The following is a 21349-nucleotide window of genomic DNA, read 5'->3' on the forward strand; positions in this document are numbered from 1 at the left end:
CACTCACTCTCATCAACATGGGACATTCGTGGGCTGGATTGCAGAGGCGTACGCACAGACATCTCCCGCGTAAAGGTCGGCACAAAAGCTTGACTCGTTGTTCTCTATTTGTTCTAGTGGAAAAAATCCCAGGTTGCCAATGCCCACACTCGAATATCTCCGCTCGGAAATCGAGCGCATGCGCTCGCAGGTAAGTCGCCAGCGCAAGGAAATCCTACAGCTTAATCGGGCTGGGTTATCGACCGCCTCGGCTGAGACCTTGCTTCAAAGGATGCTGAGTAAGGTTGATGACCTGTGCGCTGAGCGAGACCGGCAGGTGCAGGCGGCGAAGGAAAGCCCGACCTATGCGTCCGGCAAGCCGATAAGGGGCACTCCGGCGAACCGAAGGATGTGATGGATAACCTTCGGCGGTTTCCGGCGCCGTGGGTGATGGTGGAGGAGGAGCAATGTTTCCGCGTGAAGGACGCAAACGGCTTCTCCGTCTGCTCTGTGCCCCACCGAGAAGACCTTCACCGGCGCCCGTACCAGTACGCCGAGCAATTCCTAACCCGCGACGAGGCGAGAAGGATTGCAAAGGCAATCTCCCCGGCTGCCGGAGCTTTTGAAGAGGCCCCAGTACTGAGAGCGTTCCTCCTGAAGAACGCTGTATCACACCGCGTTCGCTAACCGTTCGGCGGCCGTTCTCTTTGACGTTGAAAATACAACCTGGAATCGCGACTGCGGTTGTATGAGAGAACGCGCGGGAACGCCGCGTGGGCTTCGCGGTTGGAGAGTCCTAGTAAGGTAGGTAGACTGCCCCGCCGTCGGCTCCCCCCCCACCGACGGCGGGCTTTTTGTGAGTTGCGTTAGTGGCAAAGCGTACCCGAGCATCGGCCAAGAAGCCGCGAGCTTCCATGCCGGGCTTTATCAGCCCCCAGCTTGCGACCCTGAAGATGAAAGCTCCTTCGGGGGCTCAATGGATTCACGAAGTCAAATACGACGGCTACCGTATCCAGCTCCACATCGACGGCAACAGCCGGAAGGCCTTCACCAGGAGCGGCCATAACTGGGTCGACCGGTTTTCGGTCATTGCGGGCGCCTTCGACATCGAAGGGCAAGCCATTGTCGATGGTGAGGTGGTCGTCATCCACGAAGGCCGCACCAACTTCTCCGAACTTCAGGCAGACCTCGGCAGAGGCGACCAGGACCGCCTCATTTTCTTCGCCTTCGATCTCCTGTGGCGGGACGGCGTTGACCTCCGCAAACACGCCCAGCTTGCCCGCAAGGAGCTGCTGAAGCGGCTGATCGAAGAGAACGGGCTGGAAGCACCGATCTTCTACAGCGAGCACCATGAAGGCGACGGTCAGGCGTTGTTCGAGGCGGCGAGCAAGCTGAACTACGAGGGCATCGTGTCCAAGCGGGTAGATGCGCCGTACAGATCTGACCGGGTGGAAGCCTGGCAGAAGATCAAGACGGTGCAGCGCGAGAAATTCCCTGTTGTTGGTTTCGTCAAGGACCCCTCAGGCGTCGCCGCGCTCTACCTCGGCAAGCAGGAAGGGAAGGAGCTGCGCTATAGGGGCAAGGTCGGGACCGGCTGGAGCCGGACGAAATCGGCGGAGATCCGCAAGGCTCTCGATACCGTCGTCAGCCCGAAGCAGAAGCTCACCAAGCCCGTCAAGAAACCGAAGGCGACGTGGGTCGAGCCGAAGTTCTACGCCGACATCGAATACCGTGACATCACCTCCGAAGGCCTGCTGAGAGCCAGCTCTTTCAAGGGGCTGAGCAAGGGAACGGGGCGTTCCTGACGGCGTTTTCTCCACCAGTGAGTGGAGTACCGGTATGCCGGATCGCGTAACCCGAGCGGTAAAAGAAGCCCAGGCCATCCTGGCTCGCTATGTCGAGCCGGGCCCGAGGGACGCCGAAAACACGATCAATGACCTGCTGGCCGTTCTCGATCATGAGCGGCTTGTACAGGCGATGGAGGAGGAGATGAGCGACAGTCTCACCAAACGGGACCAGCGCGACCGTAGCAAGATCAACATGCATGAAGACTTCGAGGTCAAGTATTGGACCAAGGCGCTTGGTGTCTCGAAGGACGAGTTGCAAAAGGCCGTCGACAAGGTAGGCAATTCGGCCGCCGCCGTTCGCAAACAATTGGCGGTGTAACCGAGGCGCGCGGTATGCTTGCGATCTCTGGAGCAAGGCCCGCGCGCTTTTCATGGAACGCCCAGTCCCGACTGTCCATCTTGCCTCGGCTTCTGCTGAGCGGGGCAAGTCGTGTTGTGGGACAACCGCGATCGGACGATACCAGAGGTCAGAATACCGATCCAGCGCGGTGAATTCCTGCCGCTCGATGTCGATGTCGAGCTGGTAGATCTCGGTTCTGAGGAAATGCAGCTCTGCGTCCAATTCCCCCTCGTCGAGGTCCAGGTACCAAGACTTCGCACGGCCGTCGGCACCGTCGCTCCAACGGTAGTTGCGGCGTTTCAGGGTGTCCTTCATCTGGAAGGGGAGACTGCAATGCCCAGATTGTCAATCGGCGTTCGACTGGGACCCCCTGGCGGCATCCAAAAGGGGCTCTGACGCAAGTTTGGTGCAGCGCCGGCTATTCTGCACCGATTAGTCTGGCTTGAAGCAGATCGAGTTTGCCGCGACCGTACATTTGACGTCGAACGAGCTTGAGGCGCGTAATCTGACCTTCGGTCTGTCCGTTCGACCAAGGTGAAGTGATTGCCGCCCGTACCGCATCCTCATCCTTCGCGACGCCACTGGCGAACGAGGCGACAAGGCTGGCGCGAGCGCGCTCGATCCATGGGATGAAGCCCGCCTCGGTCTTGCGCCGGATCATCAGGTGGAATTCGGCGATGATCTCGCGTGCCTCGACCAGAGTTGGCACGCCAGCTTCGATCGCCGCGACCGTGACGGTCTCCGCTTTCGTGAGCAGGTCCCGCCCGATGGTCACGAGGCGAGCGATTGTTCTGGCTGAAGGAATCCGCTGCAGGTTCTGTGCATCGGCCTTTTCGGCCTGTCGTCTGCGGGTCGCCCACTCGCTGACGACGCGGAGCGAGCCGCGGAAGCCGCGTGATGCTAGGCGGCGCCAGAGTTCAGCCCCGTTTCGACAACCGGACACCCATTGATTATCGAGCCATGGCAAATGCAGATCCAACGAACTTTGCCGGGTCCGAAAAACATCGGTGCGTTCGCCGCGGATCACCTGCCGTACCAGCTTCCTGCTATGGCCAGTCTGGCGCACGATCTGCTTGATGGGTAGGCCGCTCTTCGACAGAGCCAGGATGGCCGCATTGGTCTCCTCTCGGCGCAGGTAGCCTTCATACTGGAGGCGCTCGGCCGCTGTGAGCAGCGCGGGATCGATCGCGGTTGCACCGATGACGGTGCGAATCTGGCGCATCGATTTGCGGACGGCGTCAAGAAAGGCCCGACTGGCGTTCTCCATCAGATGCCAGCGGTCGGCGACTTGCACCGCGTGTGGCAAGGCTTTGGCTGCCGCTTCGCCATATCCGCCGCCACGATCGCGGGCGACGATTGCGATCGTGGGATGCGCAGCGAGCCAGGCTCGGGCGGTCGCGGGCTCACGATCCGGCAGCAGGGTGACTACCCGGCGCCTTTCCAGGTTGCAGACGATGCTGGCGTATCGGTGATTGCGACGCCAGGCCCAGTCATCGATGCCGATAACCTTGAGCGGCTCAGCCGGCGGACGGTGACGGCGTCGGACCACGCGCAGAAGCGTGTCCTTGCTCACCGGTAACATCAGCCGTTTTGCGAAGCCTGCCGCCGGTCGGCCGCCACGCGCCAGACCTAGGTGATGGACGATAGAGTCTAGCCTCGCCGTGCGTCGCGCTGATGGAGCCAATATCCCGTCGGAGAAACGCTCAGTGAAGATATGGCGCCCGCACAGGACGGCGTCGCAACGGAAGCGGCGGGCACTCACCGAGAGCTCTACGATCCGCCCCGAAAGCGGCAGATCAGTCACACGGCGCCGATAGCGGCTGTGGACACGGCGGGAAGCCGTTCCGCACGATGGACACACGCCGAAACTTCCGGACGCCCGGACCGTGATGACGGCCTTATCATCCTCGTAGCACGCACTCTCTACAACAAACCCACGCGGCACCAGACTGGAGCGGTGGAGTGCTTGCTGCATGGCGCTGATTCTCCTCCAATCAAAACGCCAGACATCCCTCGAACTGCATCAAAAGTGATGGTGTGGAACGGCCTTCGAACCGGCATCAAAAGTGCCTAACGTGGTCGCGTAGAGAGGCGCCACAAAGGAGGGACCGTTCCATGGAGAAAATTATCACAGTGGGTTTGGATTTGGCCAAGTCGATCTTTCAAGTTCACGGCACCGCCGAAAACGGGACAGTCTTGGTTCGTCGCACATTGCGGCGATCGCAGGTTCTACCCTTCTTTCGGAACCTTCCAGCTTGCTTGGTAGGTATGGAGGCCTGTGCGAGTGCCCATCACTGGGCGCGGGAGATAGCGGCGCTGGGCCACTCTGTCCGCATGATGCCGCCAGCCTGCGTGAAGCCTTACGTCAAACGTAACAAGACCGACGTGGCGGATGCTGAAGCCATTTGTGAGGCGGTCACCCGCCCGACAATGCGGTTCGTACCGGTGAAGACTGCCGAACAACAAGCAGCCAACATGATTTTGCGAACGCGAGAGATGCTAATGAGGCAGCGCAGCCAGACTGCAAATGCTCTGCGGGCTCATATGGCCGAATTGGGCATTATCGCTGGCACAGGCATGGCAAGCATCGCAAAACTCTTGGTGCTTCTCCGGGACGAAAAAGACACAAGGATCCCCGGCGCCGCCCGCTTTGCCCTGATCCTATTTGCCGAACAGATTGAGCTGCTGACAACCCGCATAGAGAAGCTCGACAGAGAGATTTTGGTTGCCGTCAAAAAGGATCCCGATGCAAGGCGTCTGATGAGCATTCCGGGTGTCGGTCCTCTCATCGCCGCTACCGTTCGGACATCGGTTTTGGATGCTCGCAATTTTGCGACTGCACGAGATTTTGCGGCTTGGACCGGGCTCACACCGAGGGCACAGTCGAGCGGCGGAAAAGAAAGGCTCGGCGCGATATCAAAGCGTGGAAATCGGCAACTACGGACGCTCTTGATCGTTGGCGCGACCTCTATCATCAAGCTTGCTAAACGAGGCTTGAAAGTCCCACTCTGGATTCGGACCATGCTGCAAAGACGGCCGGTCAAGGTCGTATCGGTCGCGCTCGCCAATAAGATTGCGCGCACGATCTGGGCCTTGCTGGTCAGAGGCGGCATCTATCAGGCGCCGGCCGCAATGCTGAAATCCTAATCTCAAGAGCTCTCCGGCGGAAGAAGAACGCTGCCGAGGAGGCAAGGTGCAAATCTGGATGAACCCCGAATGACGTCATTCCCGGTAGCAATCAGACCGCCTGACTCACTGCGCTTCGAGCGCGAGAAATTGATTGGGCGATTGCTTCCGCGGATATCATCGTGGCCAGCGGCCAGGCGCCGCTTCACAGGCCGAACATATGACCGCACCGTCATCCCTTGTTCTACCAGAAAAAAGATCTTGCAGCCCGGGCCGTTCCACATATGAGTCAGAGCCAATATTGCAAGCCGAATGACAGGAAAACTGGGGCGATGCCGCTTTGAAAGTGATGATTGCTCGATTGTACATTCGTCCGAATGCCGGCCGGCTGTCACTGGTGGCTCGGCCGGAAGCCTACCGGCTTCCGTGCGCATCCTGCACGGCAAGTGAGCGACAGAAACGTACGACCGCAATTAGCGAAGCGCAGAAACAACTCCGACGATTTGTCCGACAAACACCATGCCGTCTTGTCGACGTGCCGCCGCGGCTGCAAGTTGTTTTCCGTGATCGGTCTTAGCGTCTGCAATCACGAGGGTGTCGCCAGCTATCGCTGCGTACACAGCCGAGAACACCTCCTGCACGGAAGTGTCAACGATAAGGCGGTCGCCTAGAGAGAGAGAAAATCCGTTTGTCTGTGCTCGATTCGGAACGACGACCATGACGCAGCCCTTTGGCACCGCACGAAGAATCCCCTCAAGAAAGGCATGCGGCATGGACCAGCCAGGCAATAACGTCGGTCGTGTCGCCGTTCCGCTATCCGTAAGCAATTTCGCGAGGCCTGCGATCTCGAACTCCGGAATTTCGACGCCGCCGACCATGGACTGCGTTGAAAGCTCAGGTTGCGAGACGTCCGTGCTTGTAAGCGGCGGCGGTTGATATGATGGCAACCGCGCCGCCGCATCGTCCTCGTCGAGATTGTGATAATTAAGGTACTGTCCGATCAGTTTTTCGATTTCCGCGGGATAGCCGCTTGGTAGCGATCCCTCGATCAACCAAACGGGCTCACACCCGAACGCCTTCGCGTACTTCCTGGCGGAGACGAGATCGAAGCCATCGACGCCGCGTTCATGGGCATTGACGGTCGAGCGATGAAGCTTCGCAGCGGCTCCTCCGGCCGCGGCAGAACGAAAACCGGCAAGTCTTCGGGCGAAGCGAAGTCGTCGGCCCCGGTCTATGTCTTCCGTTTCTGCCGGCTGACGCTGTGCCTCCAAACGCAATTCAAGTTCTTGCACCCGAAGAGGGTCAACCTCGATGAACTTGTCCCGGAACGGCGGAAATGCGCCGACAGTTCCGTCTCGAAGCCACTCTTCTGAAACCGAGAACGCCTGCGCGTAATGACGCAGCACAGTTTCGTTCATGCCTCGAGCGGCACCTTCGTGAGAGCGAAGTCGAGCCACACTCCAGCCGAAGCGTTGGGCGGCATCAACGGCGGTTGCGAAGCCGGCCGCCGTGCGCGCGGCTAAAAGCCGAGCAGCCTGACCCGCATCACCGGAATAGCGCCAAGTCTCCGACATACGGTCGACCATCCTTGTAGGGTAGATTATCTGATTCACGTGGTGGGCCGACACCCAAAAATTGAATATTCTTAGAAGGTTAGGCGATCGTTAACCTTGAGCGGAAGGTTCGATGGACACGCTCGGGATCGTCCCGTAGAAAGGTTCCGTAGGGTCGAACGCCGCCCTACGGCCTGGATCTCCGGATCTTGATGGGGTCGGTGAGCGCGCAGCCGGAAGCGGAAGTTCACCAAAAGGCCTCCACCACTGATCCTGAGGTTCCGCGCCTTCTCATCGTTGGGGGCGCAAGTCGACTGAGGTTTCTTTCGTTTAACCCCGCGACTTACTCTCGTAAGCCGCACGTACCGTAGAAAATGACGGTACAGAAAGGAGAAGACTCCAATGAGGTTCCGCAAGCAGGGCCAGCCCTTCAAGTCGGTGACCGCCCGGAACACGGGCATCTCCCACTCCGACCAGGGGCGCTATCCGCTCCGCGGCGGAGACCCGTGGATGCGCACGCAGATCCGCGAAGCTCGCGAACGCGTTCGCCGCCCGGTGTCGCAGAAGTGGACCTGGCCGCCGGCGCAGCCGGATGTGTCCGAAGCGGGTCAGAGCGGCGTGGACACCGATCAGACGATGCCGAGCAACGGCTAGTCGGCGCACCCGAACCGACCGGGAGCCAATATGGCTCCCGGTCACTCCAGAAGAGAGATCGTCATGCAGAAGCACGCACCAGACCGGCGCCACCACCGTTGCGCGCCGAAGGACATGTCCACCTTCGAAACCACACCGTCGGAAGTGACGCCGGAGATCGAAGAGTTCCTCGCAACGGTCGGTAAAGGCGCTCCGCGGCTCGTTGATGTCGACGCGCCGCCTGACGCCCGCGCGGGGTGGTGCTTCCTCAATGTCGCCACTGAGGTCGCAGCCAAAGGAGGACGCCCGCTGCATGGCTGGATCATCTGGTTGGCTCGCGGCCTGTGGCTCAACGCGGAATTCCACGTCGTCCGGCAGAAGGATAACGGAGACCTGGTCGACGTCACGCCGAAGACGGACGGGGAGCACAAAGTGCTCTTCTCGCCTGACCCGCGTGATCCGGACTTCGATTTCTTCCAACGGCCGGCCAGCATCCGGATGCGGATCTACGACCATGACAAACGCCGCGATACCGTCGCCGACCTGCTCGCGAACTTCAGCGAAATACGTCTCTCCTATGAGACGCAGAAGGCCGCGAAGAAGGGGTTGACGCTCGTTCAGTCGTTGGGAATGGACGTCAAGCGCGACCGGCTCGCAAAGCTCATCGATGATTTGCTCGAAAACGTCGGCGTCCTCGAATCCATGCACGTGCCCACCTGGAAGGGCATGATCTGCAGGGATCCGCGGTGCGAACGTGATGTCGCCCGCCGCGTCCGCATCTTCGAGCGGCAGAAAGCGAAGCTGCACCGGATGATGGTCGCGGCAAAGGTGCACGGCACGAGCCGGGACATGTGGAGGGACTGACCGATGCGCGCCATCCTTATCGAGTCATCGGAACGCATCATCTCAGAGGCGGATCTCCCCGAGTTCAAGAGCGTCATCCGTCGCCGGTTTGACGGCGCCAAATTGATCCGTGTCGGTACGCTTCCGTCAGGAGATGGAGTGTACGTCGTGCCGTCCGAAAGCCGCGACCACTTCTTCACGATCGGCGGCTCGGGCCCGCACTACGGAACCGGACTGATCCTCGGAAAAAGCGGATGCTTCGGCGTGCTGGCGAAAGCGCTGACCGATTTCGAGGCCTTGGCCTCGATCGTGACCTTCGGTCCGCCGCCGTCCGGGGACCATGTGATCGAACGAGAGACAGAGCGATGATCATCATGATGCCCCCTCACAAAGTGAGGGGTGCCGCGAAACGGCTGCGCAGGTTCCTGCGTGAGCGCGGAATCAAGATCCGGCGCGTCGCAAGCCTCAACATCGCCGCTCGTCTGTGCGGTTTCGAACGCTGGGAGCACTATCTGGTTCGGGACATCCGACAACCGCTAAGCCCGTTCGACCATGACTTGGCCGAAGGGCGTTGGCGGAAAGGCGCGCCTTCCAGTTCGCCGTCATCGCGGCGGCTGGTTTGGAGCGCTTCGCGCAAGAGATTCTGAAGCAAGTTAATCCAACCGCCTCCTGGAAGACGGGGGCGGCGACGAGAAAGCATGAGCGGGATAGCAACGACGCCGATGGCGTCTGATGTTGCTTCTCTCACGCAAAGGAATGGCAGAGAGTTAATGGGTTCCGAGAAAGACACCGCGAAGAGCGCAGCGAGCGTTGCATCTTTAGACGCGGGCGTAGCGCCGAACTCCGCTCGGCGCAAAAGAGGCGGTCCGTCCGCAGGGAGCTTGCGGCGCGCAAAAAAGCGCGCGCATAGCGCAAATACTCATCGCTGGAGTCCGGCGGCTCTGCAGGCCGAAGAGGCTCGGCTGTTAAAATACCTCGATGACCGCAAGGCACAGGGGCTCGGTGTGCCCTCGTCGCCCACTAGGCCGGACGAACCGCACACGAGTCTGATCGCGGATCAGGCGGAAGTGCGGCGTCGCGCGATCTCTCTCGAGTCCGGTCACCTCAAGGCGGTCTTGCACGAATATATCGCGACGATGAAGTTGCAGCCGTGCGAAGTGACTGCAGGCTATCGCTTCGACCAATCCGAGGCCACGCGCAAAGCATTGGTCGGCTATATCGCGAGCCTTAAGGCTTCCGGCTCGGGACTGCCGTCGCGCAACGGTCGCCCCAATATGGCGGCGATTGCACGCGGCGCCGAAATCTGCGTCGATACCTTGCTCAAGGTGACGCACCGCAATCACACATTGATTAAGGAAGAATTCGAACTCATGGGGCCCGCCACGGAGGCTCCCAAGCGCGAAGCCGGACTAGTTCTCTCGGAGTTGCTCGAAGAGCTGTCGAGCGACAGAAGAGAGGTCCGCCCGTACCGGAAGAGCCTGACGCAATTGCGAAGCGCCGCTATTTTCGCTTCGTCTAGGCATTCGCTCGCCGACGAAGCGCCAGCGGTGGAGGCTCTTACGGACGCGCGCGATGCGGCGGAACGTGCTGATCTTAAGAGCCGACTGTCGAGCCTCATCGCCATTGCCACGAACATCGAGTCGAACGGCATCATCCCCGAAAGCTTCGCCGACGCCATCGCGTTCGGCTGTCGGCGGGCCAACATCCAGCTCCATGACCTGGTGCGGCCTCAGGACGAGGATGATCGCGAACGTAGGCATCCGAAGCGACCCTGCATCGGATGGAAGCTGCACGACTGGGTTCGCGGACGCTCGGTACCGGATCGCTTCACCTCGTTCGGCGACGTCATGGCGCTCGAGGACTCGCTTGAGTTCGATCGGGGCACGCTATGGACTCGGGTGCGCTTCCGGTCGTGCGCGTTAGGGACGATTCCGAAATCCTACTGGCCGGAGGAGATCCCCCAGGACCCCGTAATCAAGAAGGAGGTCAAGTTCTACCTCCCGGACGAGATCCTGACCTTGCCGCCATCCGAGCGCCACGAGCTCATGATGACGGCCTACGGCGTCGTCATGATCAAGCGCGCGAAGCACGTCGACGAGAACCACATCGCAAATTGCGCGGATCGTTACCGGCACAAGGCGCCGGCGTGGAGCCCGATGCTTGCGGAGGACATGGACGGGCTGATCGCGTTCCACAGCTTCAAGCCTGACATCGATGATGAGAGCGAGGACAATGACACGCTCTGGGTAAAGGGCACGCAGGAACGTAGCCTGACCTACGTCGAGAAGACCATGGGCGCCCTGCTCAGGACCAGGCCGACCTTTAGGGCCGAGGACCTCACGCTGGCTTTGTTCGCGATCCCGCAGGTGGGCAAGGATACGATCGAATTCGCTCGCTCTCGCCGGAGCCCGAAATCGTTCGAACTACATCCAGAACCGATCAAGCCTTATAGTGCCGAGGACATTCAGCTTTGCGTCTTCGCGAAGATGATGCTGGCGGAGGGCGGGTTCCTGCGGCAGCGACCGGAGTTCTTCGAAAAGTTGAACGCCGATGCGCGCGAAATGCTGGCGGTCAAGTTCAAACAGGCGCCCGACAATTGGGCGGAGATTTGCGCGGCCGGCGACTGGACGGCGATCTGCACCGCCGCCGAAGCATACTACGCCGCCCGAATCAAGAAGATCGACAAATGGATTACCGAGGTCGGCCCGCAGCTCAGTCGTCCGAAGGAGCGTATCTTCGAGGTCCTCGATGGCGACCTGCACGACTTCCGTGCGGCGTTCGGCAACATTCTCAAGAACCGCCTGGCGAAATGCGAGCCCGGATACCGCGCCTGGGCGTACGCGGTTCAGAACGTGGTCTATCACGAGATGATCGCTCAGTTTCCGCATCGCTCGAGGGCGATCGTGGAGACGACGTACGCGCCCGACCGGTCCGGCACGGTGCGGTACGTCGACGGTACGTGGTACTGGTACGTCCACTGGACATCCGTGAAGAACGGACGTCGAAACGGTTTATTCAAGAACAAGCAATGGTTCGTCGGAAAGCTCAAAGATACGAACGGTCTCTATGATGCGCTGGACCAGTACACCAGCGTTGATGGCGCCCGCGACTGGATCCTGGGAGGCCGTGCGTCGACGAGCTTCTTCGTGACGAGCAGCGACAAGCCGGAACTGAACGCCAACAAGCTTTACGCGAAGGTCGCATCGTCGACACTGTTCATCCTCTCTCAGATCGCCGATGAGCGCTGGTCGACGACCAGGTGTTACGGAGCGCACGCCGAGCGGAAGATCGGCTTCAATTCGGTTCTGGAGGAGGTTTCGTCGCCGGGCTACGAAGCGTCGTTCCTGAAGGCCTGCGGCATGCTCCTGATCACGCCGAAGGTCGCCGAGGACCACTACCTGTTCGCGCCGCCGGAGGAACTGGCCGCCGGTGTCGGCGACAAGCTCGACCGGGAGCGCCGCGAGCGACAAGCCCCACATTCGCTGCGCTGAAAAAGGGCGGGACCGCGGTCCCGCCCTTTTTCATTGATCGACTGCGACGGGTCCGTTGGGGAGGCAACGAGTAAGTTAAGGGGTGCCCTAGGGGTTGTAGCCCCAATGGATTTGGTTTGATTCAGGGCCTTAGATAGTTAACGTTCAACGAATCCGGTCGTGGTCGATCAAGTTGCAATCGATTGGAAGCAGGTTCACGGGCCATAATTGCTAGGACAACAACCAAGATCTGGCATCGAACGTTGAGCCAGCAGGCGATCCCCGGCCGTCACAAAGGCGGAAAGAAAACGAGCTAAGCAAATAGGAAAGCTCTCAGTGTAACGTGCGCGCTCCTCAAGTTGGAACCGGACCGTGCTCGTTGACATACGACTACCCTATTTGGAACGATTTATCCGCGAGGGCAGACGGAAAGCGGAATCCGAGTGGTTTCTCGAAATCGGCCCGATTGAGATCCCCCATATAAGCTCGGATTCGGCTCCGATCGCATATCAGATCGATCCTGGGCTCCCTGCTTTCGGACGGCCCGATTTGCCTTACGGTATCAGACGCTACGATGATCGGCTTTGGTGGCCTTTACTCAGTCGTGAAGGCGAGGTCGACGTTTCTCGATTCGTAAATCTTGCTGGGAAGGGCAAGCCCGAAGCACTTCTGGCGATTGACCCTGAGATACCGGTTTCCAGTACAAATTGGCCGACCGAGCTATTCGACAGTAAGGTAGGTCAGAAGGACGCAAAGGTGTTTCCCGCGAGACGTGATCCGTGGGTATCGACTAGGCGCAATTGTTTACGAGTCCTGTTCTGCGACAATAAAGTGCTTATCGAGGCTGGTGAGCCGATCGTCTACGCTCATCCTTGGAGTAGCCAATCCTACCAGATCCTGGTCGGCCATTCCGCGATGGACCGACGGGAGGGCGGGTTCTACCTACCCGGTCCAAATGCCGAAGAGCGGGTGCTATTCACGCAACAGGGACTTGCTTTCAGCATCAATAAATGGGCTTCGGAGGTCACCGGTCTCGTTAAAGGTGGAAACGTTGTGTCGTCGCTTCCGCGCATTGATATTCGGATCGAGTGCCATACACCAAGCGCGGCGCCGGCTCTTTGCGCTCGATCGCTCATCGAGTCCGTCCTCGTGCGGGGATTTCGTAGCGAGTACAGCGTCATTTTGGGCCGCGTCCTTCCTGAGCTCGCCGAGCGGCTTGTAGAGGCAAAAAAGGAACGGAAGTCGGCCCCCCTCTACCTTGAGATGGTGCAGGAAATAGCAGAGGTCGAAGCTGATGAATTCGTGGCCATCTTCGATCGCGAAAGATTGGTTGCGCAGGAAATCGTCAAGCGGCTAACGGCGGCCGGAATATCTCCTAGGCCATCCGAAGAGAGGCATGCCCTTGCATATGAGGATTATCAGGCCTTGGCGTCTTTGGCGCCGTAACTAGTCGCATTGAACCCGTACGGCCTTGACGCCTCTCTCTTGTCAAGGCGCCTCCAAAGGGGGCGGTCGATATGGCGCTTCGCCAACGACGGCGATGACCCACATCGCCGTCCAGGAATCCGTTAACGGCAAGAACGTGGACTGGCTCGAGAAGGTGAGCGACGACCAGTATCGGAAGTGATGCGCGGGCACCGTAGAGTGCGTGTACCGATCAAGATGAGAGCAGTCGGAAGAACTGCTCTCCCGCTCCCTGGAGGGACCACGCATGAAAGTGGAAGGGCAATGTCACTGCGGCGGAATCGCTTATGAGGCCGACGTCACGCTCGGAACGATAAGGATCTGCAACTGCGCTGATTGCCAGATGTTGTCGGGCTCTGCTTTTCGCATGAATATATCGGCCGCGTAGAGCAATTCCACCGTCTGAGAGGCGTGCCAAAAAAATACATCAAGGTTGCGGACAGCGGCGCTATGCGGATTCATGCCTTCTGCGACCATAGCGGTGCGCCGGTGTACTCATCGGGAGCAAATAGTCCGACCTCCTATTCTTTGCGGGTGGGCGCTTTGAAACAGCGTTACGAACTTGGCTTACCCGCGCCTGCATGCAGAACTGACACAGAATAATTATGCTTTGAACCAGATACTTAGCCGACAGATGTGTCAGTTGTCCGCGCCGGCCTTATTCACCGTGTTAGTAGTTTACTGACACAAGACACGCGAGGATTCCTGAACCATCGCGCTACCGCCGCCAAAGCCCGGGGCCGCATATCGCTCGAAGCGATTTGGGCGGACAGCCGGCGCGCCGATCAATAGCTGGGAGATTCCGTGACCTCTCTGCTCCCTCAGCCCCTCAGCCCGTGGACGGCCCCTATCGTCAGGCGGTCTGCCTCTCTGGACCATCTCTACGAGGCGGGCTAGTAAGGAGCTTACCCGCGTATTTCGGAGAATCGGCCTAATCTTTGCCCGTCAAAACAACCGGTCACTGACACGGGCGTTCGATTTTGCTGACGTTGTCAGCGACGGAATGAACCTGTGATCGTCGGAAACGGAAGGCACCGGACGCCTGACCTGAAACGCGTAGGGGCAATCCGCGGCCTGCATGCTCTTCCATATATCGCACGCCCCACGCGAGATAGCTTCCTGCAAACGGTGCGCTCGCGGGCCAGGGGAGGCTACCTGCGTCATGCTATGACGGTGCCGTGCTGGGCCTACAGCCGCGACGGCGTAAACGTCGAAAGACGCGTCGTAGATCTCGTGCCCAAATGCGAGGACATCCTGTGCCCGAGGTCGGGCCAGAGCCGGTGAGCTCAGGGCCCAGGTCGCGGTGGGCGAGGCGATCGTGCGGGCCCGATATGGCCGATCGTTCTGGATGGTCACAACGGAAAGGCCGTCCGGTAACCAGTCGCTCCTGCGCAGCGCCGCAATGCCTGTAAGCCAAAGACCGGTACAGTAGGCGAGCACAGCTGGCCGCGCGCAGCGGCGGAGGTCGCTCTGCGATGTTTCTTGACCGCACAGCAGTTCCAATCTTACAAAAATCGACGAAAATCTCGTTCGCAATCACGACGCCTCTAAACGAAGTCGGCAACCTGCGACACGGAAGGCTGCTTAGCGTTTGACTGATGGCGCACCACTGATGCCAGGCGGGCGCCGCACATGCTTTGCAGGAAACATCTAACTAACATCGTACATTTAGCCCTAGGGGGCGAAGCCACTTGCTTCATTATCGCCCGAGGGGGCAGCGCCGAACCGAGAGTTCACGATCAGAAGGCGCGCTTGCTTCGATAAAGAGTTCCACAGCCTGCCGCACGGCCGATTGAGTAACTCGAAGATGTGTTCTGTGGCGTCCCAGAATTCCTCAGTTGGCTCTCCGGGGCAGCAGCCCGACATCTCCCAATCGGGGAGCGACATCGACTCTGGTGACATTTCCAATCTGTCATATAGTTCCCCGAACGGTTCTCTCTTCCAGCAAGCTTCCGCGACCATACCCGCAACAGCAACCATCATACGCTTGCTTGCTTCGACACCCTCGACAAGGGGTTGAACGGATCCGACCCACTCTTTCTCAGTGTAGTCCTGAGGTTCGATCTTTCGTATTTCTGCCCACATTGTCGGAATCTTGAGATGCCAGGCTATGACAATGTGCCCCGCTTCATGCATCGCTGCAAGCCGACGGTCTCTTGCGGAATTTCGAATCCGCCGGGCAAAGGAGATCGAGTCCAAAGAAAATTCGCTCATGCTGGCTAGAATACCAAGCCATCCAGCAAAAGACCATTTAGCTTAGCCTTTGCGACCGTGCGACGATTTCGCGCCTCCTACGTACGAGTGCAACTGCCATCGTCCCGCGGCCAAACCGAAGCTAAGAAGAAGAGGGTCGAAGAAGCGCCCCAGGAGCCCGGAACTCCGAGTGAGGGGACGGCGCCGTTTATCACCGCGCTCGGCTCTGCCGGTGCAAACGAGCGACGATTTGCCTCGTGAGCCGCAAAGCATCCTTCCTTAAGTTCATCAGTCTGACCGGCAGCAAGCGGGCAGGCATCGGCCAGCTGATCGAACAACTTAGTTGCACTACCGGTGGAGAAGAGCCGGCGGAATGCAAGCCAATCAAGCGGTCTATGCACCGGGCATGCATGTCTAGTGCATCGGCCTTTGAAGGGAGGTGACGACGTCCCGTGCTCCGTAGTTCGAGAGCTAAATTGCTTGACGTTGCGGGGAGAGTGGGAATCTCTCCCCCCATGCCGGAAATGCGCGCAAACCCGCAGAAAACAAGGATTCCCGAAAAGGCCGGGCGACGTTTGTGACCACCGCCGTGTACCACTCGCGCGGCCGATTCGGCCGTCGATCTCGGTCGATTTCGAGACGCGCGGAGGCGGCTGGCGTCTCGCGCGCTCCGTCGGAGCGGGTACCGACCGGAGGCGGCATCTGCCTACCCTGGCGGCCTCGGCGGGTGACGAGCCGGCTTCGCCACGGAGCGGCGGTGAACAGGTCCCCCGGATCAATTGGGACTTTCCAAGCTCGGTAGCCGGCGCCACCAGCGCATCGTGCGACACTGACGATGAATCGATGGAGCGCTTCGATGCTTGACGCCGTTTGGCGTGGGGGTCAGCCCGCTGCGGGAGACGCCTCGATCACCGCAAATCGTCCCGCCGCCGTCACCGACGTCACGTGAAATCCGGTGTCGCCAAGCAGGTCCCGATACTGTGCCTCGGTGCGTTCCCTGCCACCCGGCCCCCGCAGCATGTTCAGGTCGCTCAACGCATGGGATCGGTGCAGTTCATTGCAGTCGGGGATGGTCGGCATGATGCGCTCGACCAGCAGCAGCGTTCCGTTCGCTGGAAGCGCTTGCCGGCAATTCTGCAGAATCGCGCAGCTGCGCTCAGCGTCCCAGTCGTGGATCACGCTCTTCAGGATCACACCGTCGGCAATCGCCGGGATGGACGCGAAGAAATCGCCGGCCAGGAAATCCGCGCGATCGGCCAGGCCGAGCTGCGCAAGATGCGCCGTTGCGGTTTCGGCGCAGCGAGCAAGATCGTACACGGTGCCGCGCATCCGTGGGTAGCGTCCGAGAATGGCGCCGATCAGCTCGGCCGATCCGCCGCCGACATCCAGGAGATGCGAAAACCGGTTGAAATCGTAGGCCGCCAGCACGTCAGCCGCGACCAGACGCGTCAGGCTGGCCATCGCGGCGTTGAAGACGCGGACATTTTCGGGCACGCGCGCCATTAGATCGAAGCTGTCGTCCAAGCCTTGTATTATTTGCGCAGCGGTCTTGCCGGACATAACGGTCTCGAGCAGGCCGTTCCACGACTTCGAAAGCATTTGCCCCTCGAAGATCGCCCAGGCTTTGCAGGACGACTGAGCGGCACCGGCCAGGGTCGCGCCGGTTTCGGTCAGGGCATACCGGTCGCCGCCTCCCGGCCGGCAGATGCCGATGGTGCGCAGCGCCGTGAGCAGACGCGCCAATGCTGCCCGGTTCGCACCGGTCGCGTCAGCCAAATCGTCGAGCGATCTCGGTCCATCGCATAGTCGATCTGCGATTCCGAGCTGGGCCGCGACGTAGATCACGGCGGTGATCCGATGCGACTGGATCAGGTCGAGAAGTGCGAGTGCTTCCGGCGACGACATCGTTGGTTCCTCCTGCGTCATCTCGCGTCGCGGATATCGACCAACCGACTTATTTCGGCGAGCCAGCTCCGCTGCCGCTCGATTCCGGCCCGCAATTCGTTTGCGGTTCCGGCAAGCACGTTGTGCCCGCCGGCTTCGAGCTTGCGACGAACCTCGCTGTCCGCGCAGATGGCGGCAACGTCGGCCGCGATCCGCGCCTTTACCGCCTCCGGCATGTTGCGGCCGCCGTAGATTCCGGCGAAACCATCGATCTCGAGTTCGGGGTAGCCAAGCTCGCGCACGGTTTTCACCTCAGGCAATACGGCGGCTCTGCTCGGATTGATAACCGCCAGGAAGCGCGCCTTGCCGGTTTGCACGGGAGATTGGGATGCCGTCAACGAGGTGACCAGCAGTTGGATTCTGTCCTCTCCCAGATCGGCTTGCGGCTGAGCTGCGTCGCGATAGCTCACGTGGTTCATCGAGAGCGAGCGACGCTTGAGGAAGCCCGCAAAGACGTATCGCGGCAGCGTTGGAGCTGAAGCCCAGGCATATTTGCCGGGCTGCGCCTTGAGCGCATCGATCAGTTCGGCGATGGTACCGACGCCAATGCCGTTGCTGACCGTGAGCGTGAGAACGATCGATGTGGTGGAGGCGATCGGCTGCAGATCGCGATCCACATCGTAAGGAAGCTTGTCGATCAGCAGCGGCGCGACCGTCACCGAACCGATTACGGTATAGAGCAAGGTGTGGTCGTCCTGCGCCGAAACGAACGCGCCGACCCCGATAGTCCCTTCGGCGCCGGTTCGATCTTCGACGATCACCGGTTTGCCCCACCGTTTGGAAAACGCGTCCGCGAAGATGCGTGCTGCCGCGTCGTTGGCGCTGCCTGGAGGGAACGTCACCACGATCTTCACGGCCCGTTCGGGCCATTCGGCCATAGCCGCCCTTGGCAGGACGGGCGTCAGGCTGCAAAGCAGCAACGTCAACAAGGTCCAGCGCCGAGGTCGCATGACATTCTCCTCAAGGCTTCGGATCTGAGCCGGACCGCTTTCGCGGCTTGCGCCGCCCGTTGCCGGAGCGGGCATAGCTCCCATTGGCGACGACGACCCGGACAAGCATATCGAGCAGAGCGACGCGCTCTGCCTTGTTCAGCGGACTCAGCAGCCGATCCTGCGCCTCGAGCATCGCGGGACGCAAGCGCAGGCGCAGTTCGGTTCCCCGTCGGGTGATGAAGACTTGACGGCCTCGGCGATCGGCCGGATCGGCCTGGCGCTTGACCAAGCCTCTTTGTTCGAGCACGTCGATCGTCTGCCCGAGCGTGACGACATCGATGCCGAGTCGTCTTGCGATGTACGCCTGAGCGCTTCCCGGCTCCTCCAGGACAGCTGCGAGGACGCTCCACTGCATCGGCGAGACGTCTTCGCCCTCGAGTATCTCGGCGGTCACGCCCAGGCAGATCTGATGAAACCGTCGTGCCAGATGGGCAGGCACTCGAAACGACGGAAGCACCGGCAACAGCTCGGCTGGTTCGCGGCGGTCCTTGGTCATACCGGGCCTACTCGTTAGAATTCTGATCATAAGAATATTTAGCACTGCGTCAAGAAGAGTTCGTAGCCGCGAGGGCGCTTGCAACGAACTCCGGCCCACTTGCAAATCTATTTCTGAAAAGGAGTAGCTGCTGAAACGCGCGTGCTCGATAATTCCACCTTATAAGCACAAGCGAACCAAAACTTGCATCCGGGCCCCGGCGCGCCCGAACCGCTTCGGCAGCCTTTGGTCGAGGAAGTTCCGGCCCAGATAGTCGCTGCGCCGCAGATTCCTCCGCTGCGGCAGGCCGCTGACGTGCCAAGCGGCGGCGCGAACGCCGCGAACGGCGGCGCGAGGGGCGCGAACGCTCGAGGGCGAACGCCTCCTGAGGCGAGATCGAGGGCGAGAAAGAAGCTCGAGACAAGGTTCGGCGACTTAGATTCGCGCGGACTATCGATGAGTCCCGCGCGAGGCCTACCTAACCGACGGCGGCTGACCACTAAGCCGGGCCTGAAATGACAGATGGGCCGCCAACACCTGATTGATTGAGAAGGCGCTCAATGTCCTTTACGATTCGCCTAGGTTAGAAAGCGCGAAGGCGGCAAGCAAGCCGACAACAACAAGCACGCCGGCCAGCTTCTGTTCGCCTTCGACAGCTTCCGGCACCATGGTGTTCACCACCATCGTGAGAAGAGCGCCGGCAGCTACGGCACTCACGGTGGCAACGACCTGAGGGGCAGCACCGCCTAGGAAAGCTGCTCCCAAGGAGGCGGCAAGTCCCGAGAGGACGGTGATAGCGGTCCAAAGGCCGAAGATGTAGGTCGCGGAACGGCCAGCAGCGCGCATGCCGAGGGCGCTCGAAAGGCCTTCCGGGAAATTGGACAGAAAGATAGCGGCGAGCATCGCGATGCTGATGCCCTTTCCGCTCAACAGCCCCAGACCCAGAACAACGCTTTCCGGAATACCGTCGAGAAGTGAGCCGACGGCAATCGCCAGGCCTCCGCCTTCGCTGGCGTTGACCTGCTGCCCCCCTGACCGCTTGCGGGAGCCCGCTCCTTCTCGGGAGACCGCCCAATCGGCAAGAGCATACGCGGCAGAGCCTCCGATCGCACCCGCAACGATGGGCCAGATGCCGCCTTCCTGGTATCCGTCCTCCAGAAGGTCATAGGCCACGGCCGAAATCAGCACGCCGCAGCCGAAAGACATGATTCCTGCAGTAACGTAGCGAGGCATCCTGAAGACGAATGCGACCGCTGCTCCCAGGAGCAACGATGAGGCCCCAAGCAGCCCCCAAAGACCCGCAGTAAGCCAGATGGGCATGGGAGCTACCGCGACTTTTCGGGGCGCGGCGAGGGCGAGGTCTGGCGAGGTGTTTTTTCCTCTTTTCTATGGCCCTTCTTCGGAAAGCTGACGGAATGGCGCTTCAGAGCGGACGTCAGTGCTCTCGCTACCTCGCGGGCGATCTTGCCTGCGCCCATTGCGCGTGCGCCATTTGGCAATGCTCACTCCTCCTCTTGCCTAACGACCCCATGCCGCAACACCCGCATGGTTTTAGCCGTTCCGATGGGCCGCTTACACTTTCGTTGAGAATGGTGGTGTGCGGCTGTGACTATCCCCCGCTCGCAAAGCCCGGGAAAAGCATCATGCCGCCGTCGATGAACAAGGTTGTGCCAACTACGTAGTCGGCCGCATCTGAAACCAGCCAGGCGACCGCCTGCGCGATATCATTTGGCTCACCGATGCGCCGATAGGGGACCAGTGTCATCAGGCTGTCGTAGGCTTCCCTGGTTTCCCAGGCGGGTCGGTTGATCGGTGTACGGATCGCTCCAGGCGCGACGCCATTGACCCGGATCGCCAGCGGAGCAACTTCTTGCGCCAAGCTTCGCATCATCTGCATGACGCCGCCCTTTGAGGCCGCATAGTTCGCATGACCCGCCCAGGGGATCTCCTGATGGACGGAGCTCATGCAGACGAGTTTGCCGGCTGCCGCTGAGACATTCTTCACTACACCTCGTCTCTTGAACTCACGGATCGCTTCTCTGGCGCAGAGAAATTGGCCGGTAAGATTGACGCCGATGACTTTGTTCCACTGTTCGAGCGTCATGTCGTGAAACGGCGCATCCCGCTGCAATCCGGCATTGTTCACAACGATGTGCAGCGTTCCAAAACGACCTATAGCGCTGGAGAACATCGACTGGACGTCCTGCTCATTGCTGACGTCGGCCTTGATCGTGATCGCCTTCCGGCCAAGTGCCTCGATTTGATGGGCCACCTCGTCTGCCGCTTCTGGGTCAACTACGTAATTGACGACCACGTCAGCGCCAGAGGCCGCGAGCCCAAGGGCCACCGCGCGCCCGATTCCCGAGTTTGCCCCCGTCACTAGCGCGGGCTGTCCTTCCAGCACGATCGGAAAGCGAACCGGCCCTTGAGGTCGCGCCTCCGGAGCCGGTGAGGCAGCAGGATCGATCGCCCTCTCTGTCATACGTGTCT

At 60.3% G+C, this 21349-nt stretch carries 18 protein-coding genes and 1 pseudogene; 11 read left to right on the forward strand and 8 right to left on the reverse strand.

Annotated features, from left to right (window positions below):
* Positions 1 to 893: 893 nt before the first annotated feature.
* Complete coding sequence (gene ligD, locus C7G41_RS33055; protein WP_106946460.1) at positions 894 to 1784, forward strand: non-homologous end-joining DNA ligase; 891 nt, start codon at positions 894 to 896, stop codon at positions 1782 to 1784.
* A 184-nt stretch (positions 1785 to 1968) separates the two neighbouring features.
* Complete coding sequence (locus tag C7G41_RS33060; RefSeq protein WP_106946516.1) at positions 1969 to 2145, forward strand: DUF3606 domain-containing protein; 177 nt, start codon at positions 1969 to 1971, stop codon at positions 2143 to 2145.
* A 439-nt stretch (positions 2146 to 2584) separates the two neighbouring features.
* On the opposite strand, the gene C7G41_RS33070 is transcribed toward C7G41_RS33060, so the two are convergent.
* Positions 2585 to 4141: an ISL3 family transposase gene (locus tag C7G41_RS33070; protein WP_106946462.1), complete on the reverse strand. Its 1557-nt coding sequence runs from the start codon at positions 4139 to 4141 to the stop codon at positions 2585 to 2587.
* Between the two features lie 140 nt (positions 4142 to 4281).
* On the opposite strand from C7G41_RS33070, the gene C7G41_RS33075 reads away from it, so the two are divergent.
* Positions 4282 to 5313, forward strand: a complete 1032-nt coding sequence (locus C7G41_RS33075; RefSeq protein ID WP_106946463.1) for an IS110 family transposase — start codon at positions 4282 to 4284, stop codon at positions 5311 to 5313.
* Positions 5314 to 5765: 452 nt separating this feature from the next.
* On the opposite strand, the gene C7G41_RS33080 is transcribed toward C7G41_RS33075, so the two are convergent.
* Complete coding sequence (locus C7G41_RS33080; protein WP_146159847.1) at positions 5766 to 6866, reverse strand: hypothetical protein; 1101 nt, start codon at positions 6864 to 6866, stop codon at positions 5766 to 5768.
* A gap of 381 nt (positions 6867 to 7247) precedes the next feature.
* On the opposite strand from C7G41_RS33080, the gene C7G41_RS33085 reads away from it, so the two are divergent.
* From C7G41_RS33085 to C7G41_RS39120, 8 genes and pseudogenes are all read left to right on the forward strand, one after another.
* Positions 7248 to 7499, forward strand: coding sequence for a hypothetical protein (locus C7G41_RS33085; protein ID WP_106946465.1), 252 nt, complete (start codon positions 7248 to 7250; stop codon positions 7497 to 7499).
* A gap of 63 nt (positions 7500 to 7562) precedes the next feature.
* Positions 7563 to 8342 carry a hypothetical protein gene (locus C7G41_RS33090; protein ID WP_106946466.1) on the forward strand — a complete coding sequence of 260 codons (780 nt, stop codon included), beginning with the start codon at positions 7563 to 7565 and terminating at the stop codon, positions 8340 to 8342.
* 3 nt (positions 8343 to 8345) lie between these two features.
* Positions 8346 to 8690, forward strand: a complete 345-nt coding sequence (locus tag C7G41_RS33095) for a hypothetical protein (RefSeq protein ID WP_106946467.1) — start codon at positions 8346 to 8348, stop codon at positions 8688 to 8690.
* Positions 8687 to 8968, forward strand: a complete 282-nt coding sequence (locus tag C7G41_RS37140) for a hypothetical protein (protein ID WP_146159848.1) — start codon at positions 8687 to 8689, stop codon at positions 8966 to 8968. Before C7G41_RS33095 ends, C7G41_RS37140 begins: the two co-directional genes overlap by 4 nt.
* 123 nt (positions 8969 to 9091) lie before the next feature.
* Positions 9092 to 11812 (forward strand): hypothetical protein, encoded by a 2721-nt coding sequence (locus tag C7G41_RS33100; RefSeq protein ID WP_146159849.1) that lies wholly within the window; start codon positions 9092 to 9094, stop codon positions 11810 to 11812.
* A gap of 378 nt (positions 11813 to 12190) precedes the next feature.
* Complete coding sequence (locus C7G41_RS37145; RefSeq protein WP_146159850.1) at positions 12191 to 13237, forward strand: hypothetical protein; 1047 nt, start codon at positions 12191 to 12193, stop codon at positions 13235 to 13237.
* A gap of 70 nt (positions 13238 to 13307) precedes the next feature.
* Positions 13308 to 13418, forward strand: a pseudogene (locus C7G41_RS38485) (cupin domain-containing protein); the annotation flags it as partial.
* A gap of 173 nt (positions 13419 to 13591) precedes the next feature.
* The gene (locus C7G41_RS39120) at positions 13592 to 13858 is read left to right on the forward strand and encodes a GFA family protein (RefSeq protein ID WP_199198743.1); all 267 of its coding nucleotides are present in this window, start codon (positions 13592 to 13594) and stop codon (positions 13856 to 13858) included.
* Between the two features lie 1071 nt (positions 13859 to 14929).
* Here the strand turns inward: C7G41_RS39120 and C7G41_RS33120 are convergent.
* The 6 genes from C7G41_RS33120 to C7G41_RS33145 form a co-directional block, all read right to left on the reverse strand.
* Positions 14930 to 15469 (reverse strand): hypothetical protein, encoded by a 540-nt coding sequence (locus tag C7G41_RS33120; RefSeq protein ID WP_146159851.1) that lies wholly within the window; start codon positions 15467 to 15469, stop codon positions 14930 to 14932.
* Positions 15470 to 16330: 861 nt separating this feature from the next.
* Entirely contained in the window at positions 16331 to 17293 is a 963-nt protein-coding gene (locus C7G41_RS33125) for a methyltransferase (protein ID WP_158268067.1), read from the reverse strand.
* 77 nt (positions 17294 to 17370) lie between these two features.
* The gene (locus tag C7G41_RS33130) at positions 17371 to 18342 is read right to left on the reverse strand and encodes a tripartite tricarboxylate transporter substrate binding protein (RefSeq protein ID WP_106946472.1); all 972 of its coding nucleotides are present in this window, start codon (positions 18340 to 18342) and stop codon (positions 17371 to 17373) included.
* Positions 18343 to 18352: 10 nt separating this feature from the next.
* Entirely contained in the window at positions 18353 to 18880 is a 528-nt protein-coding gene (locus C7G41_RS33135; protein ID WP_158268068.1) for a MarR family winged helix-turn-helix transcriptional regulator, read from the reverse strand.
* A gap of 546 nt (positions 18881 to 19426) precedes the next feature.
* On the reverse strand, positions 19427 to 20065 hold the full coding sequence (locus tag C7G41_RS33140; RefSeq protein WP_306768075.1) for a ZIP family metal transporter: 639 nt from the start codon (positions 20063 to 20065) through the stop codon (positions 19427 to 19429).
* A gap of 403 nt (positions 20066 to 20468) precedes the next feature.
* Positions 20469 to 21341 carry an SDR family oxidoreductase gene (locus C7G41_RS33145; protein ID WP_106946475.1) on the reverse strand — a complete coding sequence of 291 codons (873 nt, stop codon included), beginning with the start codon at positions 21339 to 21341 and terminating at the stop codon, positions 20469 to 20471.
* Positions 21342 to 21349 lie beyond the last annotated feature (8 nt).

Source organism: Bradyrhizobium sp. MOS002, from assembly GCF_003020115.1.
Lineage (GTDB): Bacteria > Pseudomonadota > Alphaproteobacteria > Rhizobiales > Xanthobacteraceae > Bradyrhizobium.

Excerpts from the sequence above, each read along its gene's own strand:
- ligD (WP_106946460.1), top strand. The coding sequence starts at position 894 with ATGCCGGGCTTTATCAGCCCCCAGCTTGCGACCCTGAAGATGAAAGCT.
- C7G41_RS33060 (WP_106946516.1), top strand. The coding sequence starts at position 1,969 with ATGAGCGACAGTCTCACCAAACGGGACCAGCGCGACCGTAGCAAGATC.
- C7G41_RS33070 (WP_106946462.1), bottom strand. The coding sequence starts at position 4,141 with ATGCAGCAAGCACTCCACCGCTCCAGTCTGGTGCCGCGTGGGTTTGTT.
- C7G41_RS33075 (WP_106946463.1), top strand. The coding sequence starts at position 4,282 with ATGGAGAAAATTATCACAGTGGGTTTGGATTTGGCCAAGTCGATCTTT.
- C7G41_RS33080 (WP_146159847.1), bottom strand. The coding sequence starts at position 6,866 with ATGTCGGAGACTTGGCGCTATTCCGGTGATGCGGGTCAGGCTGCTCGG.
- C7G41_RS33085 (WP_106946465.1), top strand. The coding sequence starts at position 7,248 with ATGAGGTTCCGCAAGCAGGGCCAGCCCTTCAAGTCGGTGACCGCCCGG.
- C7G41_RS33090 (WP_106946466.1), top strand. The coding sequence starts at position 7,563 with ATGCAGAAGCACGCACCAGACCGGCGCCACCACCGTTGCGCGCCGAAG.
- C7G41_RS33095 (WP_106946467.1), top strand. The coding sequence starts at position 8,346 with ATGCGCGCCATCCTTATCGAGTCATCGGAACGCATCATCTCAGAGGCG.
- C7G41_RS37140 (WP_146159848.1), top strand. The coding sequence starts at position 8,687 with ATGATCATCATGATGCCCCCTCACAAAGTGAGGGGTGCCGCGAAACGG.
- C7G41_RS33100 (WP_146159849.1), top strand. The coding sequence starts at position 9,092 with ATGGGTTCCGAGAAAGACACCGCGAAGAGCGCAGCGAGCGTTGCATCT.
- C7G41_RS33120 (WP_146159851.1), bottom strand. The coding sequence starts at position 15,469 with ATGAGCGAATTTTCTTTGGACTCGATCTCCTTTGCCCGGCGGATTCGA.
- C7G41_RS33130 (WP_106946472.1), bottom strand. The coding sequence starts at position 18,342 with ATGCGACCTCGGCGCTGGACCTTGTTGACGTTGCTGCTTTGCAGCCTG.
- C7G41_RS33135 (WP_158268068.1), bottom strand. The coding sequence starts at position 18,880 with ATGACCAAGGACCGCCGCGAACCAGCCGAGCTGTTGCCGGTGCTTCCG.
- C7G41_RS33140 (WP_306768075.1), bottom strand. The coding sequence starts at position 20,065 with ATGTCTTTCGGCTGCGGCGTGCTGATTTCGGCCGTGGCCTATGACCTT.
- C7G41_RS33145 (WP_106946475.1), bottom strand. The coding sequence starts at position 21,341 with ATGACAGAGAGGGCGATCGATCCTGCTGCCTCACCGGCTCCGGAGGCG.